This is a genomic window from Streptomyces thermovulgaris (assembly GCF_002155915.1).
Classification (GTDB): domain Bacteria; phylum Actinomycetota; class Actinomycetes; order Streptomycetales; family Streptomycetaceae; genus Streptomyces; species Streptomyces thermovulgaris.
Map to the genome: position 1 here is coordinate 1 of NZ_MUME01000290.1, position 3,984 is coordinate 3,984.

Genomic DNA, 3,984 nt, shown 5'->3' on the forward strand with positions numbered 1-3,984 from the left:
AGATGTGTGTAAGGGACAGGCCGGCCCTTGCGGACCGGATCGGCGCCCTCACGCCGCAGCGCGGTGATCAGCTTGCCGAACTGTCGCGGGCTCAGCCCGGTGAACGGGGCTGTCCAGGAGGGCTCCGACGCCGTGATCACACCAGCCACGGCAAGATCATCTCACCCACAACCAGCAGTTACGGGACAGCCCTTAGAGCGCCTGCCTGCCGCCGCGACGGCACCCCGGACCCGGACCCGTCGTCGGCTGCGCGGCTGCTCGGACTGCCCGTCGAGCGCCGCCGCACCGCATGAACTCGCCCCTGTCTGGCCTCACGGCCGGGCAGGGGCGCTTTCGTGCGTTCGGGCGCTACACGCCGAGCGACTCGATCAAGTGGTCGTCGAGGTCGGCGAACCACTCCTCACGGCGCCATGGGCGCAGCTCACGCCGGGCGCGGCGCAAGCGGATCGAAGCCACGCGGCCGCCGGTCGCCGACGCGGCGTCAATGCACCCATGCAGCAACTCGGCTGCCGCCTCGGGCTCGTCGAGGCGGATACGGGCAAGAGCCTGATCGGTTGCCACGATCGCCCGCTGCACACGCTCGCGCGGCGCCTGCAGCGCCTCGACGGACCGCGCGAAATGGTCGTGCGCCTCGGCGGGGTCGCCGATGTACAGCGACGCGACGCCCTCGAACCCACGCAGGTGATTGGTCGTGAACGACGTGTCAGCCGGGTCGCCGTCGCGGTCACTGTCCATGTCGTACCAGGCGAGAGAGAGCGCCGCCCGCGCGGTCCGCTCGGCACCGGCACGGGCCGCGATCTCCGCCTGCAGCGCGTGCGCCCGCGCCCGGACCGTCGCGCTCTCACCCGCGCGGGCATCACGCACCGCGGCGTCGACGAGCCGCTGAGCCGCCTCGATCCCCGGGGTCGAGTACAGGGTGATCAGGGCGTGACTCATGTGGACGACGGCACGACGCCACGGCGAGCCGGTGCCGCCGGCCGCGGCGGTCGCCTCGGCGTACAGGGATCGGGCTGCGGCGTCGTCGCGTGTCTCGAACGCGGCTCGCCCGGCGAGCGTGAACGCCCGCGCCGCGACCGCCCGCAGCTCTGGCACCAGAGACTCGGGCACCTCGGCGTCGAGCAGCCGGCGGCACGACTCGACGATCGGTGCGAGCAGGAGTTGCACCCGCACGAACGGCAGGCTGCCTACCTGCCCGTTGACGTCGGCGACGGCTCGGTGCATTGCATCGAGCAACCCCTCGTCGAGCCGGGACGGGTCGGCAAGGGCAGACGACAAGGCGCGCTGCGTCGACGGGCCGAGCAGCGCGAGCAGCCCGCCGCCGCCGTCGGTTGCGGTGCGTACGAGCAGCGCGCGCAGCTCGTCGAGTCGGCGGGTGCTTTCGCCGAGGTGCGCGAGGGCGTCGAGCAGCTCGGCGAAGTCGGACCCGGCGCCGAGCGCGATCTGCCCGTCGGCGCCGCGGGCGTACAGGTGGGCGAGCAGGAGTTGGTACCGCTCGCCGGGCAGGATCGGCGCCGTGGCGGACTCCCATCGTGCGACGGACCGCTGCACACTCGCGACACTGGCATCGAGCGGCTGCCCAAGCTGGGTCGCCGTGCTGATGATGGCTCGGGCGGTGTCCGCGAGAGACCAGCCGCGGGAAAGCCGTAACCGCTTGAGTGTGGCAGCGCCGACGTTTCTGTCGTGCGCGCTCATACCGCCATGATGCACGCCGGTCGACTCATACGGGCACGATCAGTCGAGGTTTCCCCTGCGAGGCTGCATAGTTGATCGTCTGCCAGGTGCCCGAGGTGCCCCCGGCGTCGGTGTCGGCGAGTGGATATCCGATGACCATGTCGGCGCGGTCGACCATCCACCGGTTCCGGGCGTGATAGGCGGGCGTCCTCAGCTCGGCGGCGCCCAGCTCGACGATCTCGCCGATCCGGTCCCGGCACCGCTCGATCGCCTGCCGTGCCTCGGCGGGCTGCTGCTCGACCGTGCCGGGGACGACGATCGTGATCTGTGACTGCGTGTTCCCGGCCAGCCACAGCAGAGACAGGCTGTCGATACCGACGGCACCGCCAATGTAGAACCGGGCGTCGGGCGCCCACGGAGCGAGGTACCGGCGAAACAGACTGGCGTACCAGTCGAGGTCACGGTGACCCGTTTGCCGCGTACCAGTAATCGCCACAGATACAGGCATGATCCACTCCGTGTCATAGGTTGTCAGATCCCGCGCCCGTGCGCCGCGCGGTGTGATCGGAGCATGGACGCTACGACCGCATGTCTCGCCGACCAGCTCGCCGCGCGCGGGCTGCACGTGACGCCCCGGGGTGCACGCACGGTGAGCGTAACCAACCCTCTGCACCCGCGCATCGGTGAGATCGTTACTGACCGCGGCGGACGCTATGTCACCGACTACGGGTACGAGGTCGGGGTGCACGGCGACGAGCCCGCGACCGCCGACCGCGTGACGTTCCTGCTCGGGCTGCCGCGCACGCTCCGTGCCCCCGTGCGGGCGGGAAAGACGGGGGGCGCACGGTGACGAGAACGGGTACCGACCAGGTCGCGCAGCTCGTCGTCGAGGCGTTCGACGCCGGCCGCAAGATGCCCCCGCGTGAGCGGCTCGTCGAACTCGACAAGCTGCTGCGCGCCGAGATCGACCAGCTCATGAAACGCGCCCGTGAGGCAGCCGACCAGGCGGCACCGCACACACGCCGGTGGTACGCGCTCACGCACGCCATCGAGGACGCCCAATTCGCAATCGGTTTCGAGATCGGCACGGGGCCCTTGTCCGGGGCCTTACACGTCGCCGAGCTTGCCCGGCGCGTGCTCGACCTGCAGCGGACGATCGGAGGTGAGTCGTGATCTGCACGATCTGCGACCAGCCGATCGAGGACGGGCAGCCACGCAAGCGGGTGGCGCGCACGCGGGATCGGTACACGCACAAGGCGTGCCGCACGGCGTCGACGACGGTCCCGTTCATCACCGCCTGGTCGGGCGAGCAGCACGTCGAGCCGCTGGTCGTGTACCGGCTGCTCGGCGGCATCGGCTACAGCGGCGAGCAGCCGCAGGACCGTGACAGCCGCGGCGTGTTGTGGCTGCGCCGCCACGCCGCCCGCGGGTCCGGGCGGCCGCTGTACGGGGACGTACACCCGGGGCGGCAGCGGCTCGCTATGGAGCGGCTGCTGTGTCAGGTTTGCGGCGAGCCGACCGACACCGACGAGCGCGGGGTGCTGTGGCTGCTGGAGGATGCGCGGACGGATTGGGAGGGGTGGCCGAACGAGCTGCTGACGACGCACCCGCCGATCTGCCGGCCGTGCGTGAGCACCGCCCGTCAGGAGTGTCCACACATGTGGCGGGGCAGCGTGCTCGTGCGGGTGGGCCGCTCGGAGGTGTGCGCGGTGTGGGGGCGTCGGTACACCCCGAGCCGGCTCGGGCCGGTGCCGATCGCCTCGGCGGTCGTGCTGTTCGACTCGCCGCTGCTCGGGTGGACGGTGGCCTCGCAGCTTGTGCGGGCGCTGTATGAGTGCAAGATCGTGAGCGTCGACGAGGAACTCTCGACGGCCCGCCCCTAAGGGCTGTCCCGTAAATCGCTTCTGACGTGCCGGGTGACCTGCTCGTTTGCCGGTCACCCGGCGAGGGCGAGGTTGTGCAGGCGGGCGACGCCGAGCATGGCGTGGTGCACGCCGTCACCCCTGAGCCGGCAGTCGCGGAGGATCTTCCAGCCCTTCATGCGGGCGAAGACGTGCTCGATCCGGGCCCGCACCCGGCGGTGCGAGGCGTTGTGGTCCTCCTTCCAGGACGGCAATTCCTCGTCCTTGTGCCGGCGGTAGTGCGCAATGACCAGGCCGGTGCCCCGAAAGCCGCCGTCGGCGATCACCACAGGCGTCGTGCCGACGGCGTCCCTGGCACCGGAGTCCTCCCACGCCCGGCAGTCGTTGCGGTTGCCCGGCACCGGCCGCCCGATGGCGACGACCAGCCGGGTGCCGGCATCGATGACCACCT

The 3,984-nt window shown here is 71.1% G+C and carries 6 protein-coding genes; 3 read left to right on the forward strand and 3 right to left on the reverse strand.

All coding sequences use genetic code 11. The features are described from left to right. Positions 1-348: 348 nt before the first annotated feature. Together CCN35_RS21295 and CCN35_RS21300 are read right to left on the reverse strand one after the other, a co-directional pair. Positions 349-1,692 carry an NsdA family TPR-like regulatory protein gene (locus CCN35_RS21295; RefSeq protein WP_201450945.1) on the reverse strand — a complete coding sequence of 448 codons (1,344 nt, stop codon included), beginning with the start codon at positions 1,690-1,692 and terminating at the stop codon, positions 349-351. A gap of 25 nt (positions 1,693-1,717) precedes the next feature. Continuing rightward, positions 1,718-2,179: a DNA-processing protein DprA gene (locus CCN35_RS21300; RefSeq protein ID WP_067400688.1), complete on the reverse strand. Its 462-nt coding sequence runs from the start codon at positions 2,177-2,179 to the stop codon at positions 1,718-1,720. Positions 2,180-2,242: 63 nt separating this feature from the next. Here CCN35_RS21300 and CCN35_RS21305 point away from each other — a divergent pair, with 63 nt between their 5' ends. The 3 genes from CCN35_RS21305 to CCN35_RS21315 are packed head-to-tail and all read left to right on the forward strand — an operon-like array spanning position 2,243 to position 3,554. Next, on the forward strand, positions 2,243-2,521 hold the full coding sequence (locus tag CCN35_RS21305) for a hypothetical protein (RefSeq protein WP_067400692.1): 279 nt from the start codon (positions 2,243-2,245) through the stop codon (positions 2,519-2,521). Beyond that, positions 2,518-2,844 carry a DUF6415 family natural product biosynthesis protein gene (locus tag CCN35_RS21310; RefSeq protein ID WP_067400697.1) on the forward strand — a complete coding sequence of 109 codons (327 nt, stop codon included), beginning with the start codon at positions 2,518-2,520 and terminating at the stop codon, positions 2,842-2,844. The genes CCN35_RS21305 and CCN35_RS21310 overlap by 4 nt, the downstream gene beginning before the upstream one ends. After that, on the forward strand, positions 2,841-3,554 hold the full coding sequence (locus CCN35_RS21315) for a hypothetical protein (RefSeq protein WP_079130057.1): 714 nt from the start codon (positions 2,841-2,843) through the stop codon (positions 3,552-3,554). The genes CCN35_RS21310 and CCN35_RS21315 overlap by 4 nt, the downstream gene beginning before the upstream one ends. Before the next feature lie 53 nt (positions 3,555-3,607). On the opposite strand, the gene CCN35_RS21320 is transcribed toward CCN35_RS21315, so the two are convergent. Further along, positions 3,608-3,984, reverse strand: a 377-nt coding sequence (locus tag CCN35_RS21320; RefSeq protein ID WP_143631709.1) for a transposase, incomplete at its 5' end; no start/stop codon positions are given.

What these genes read in the sequence shown, in the direction of transcription:
- CCN35_RS21300 (WP_067400688.1), bottom strand. Translation starts at nt 2,179, where the DNA reads ATGCCTGTATCTGTGGCGATTACTGGTACGCGGCAAACGGGTCACCGT.
- CCN35_RS21305 (WP_067400692.1), top strand. Translation starts at nt 2,243, where the DNA reads ATGGACGCTACGACCGCATGTCTCGCCGACCAGCTCGCCGCGCGCGGG.
- CCN35_RS21295 (WP_201450945.1), bottom strand. Translation starts at nt 1,692, where the DNA reads ATGAGCGCGCACGACAGAAACGTCGGCGCTGCCACACTCAAGCGGTTA.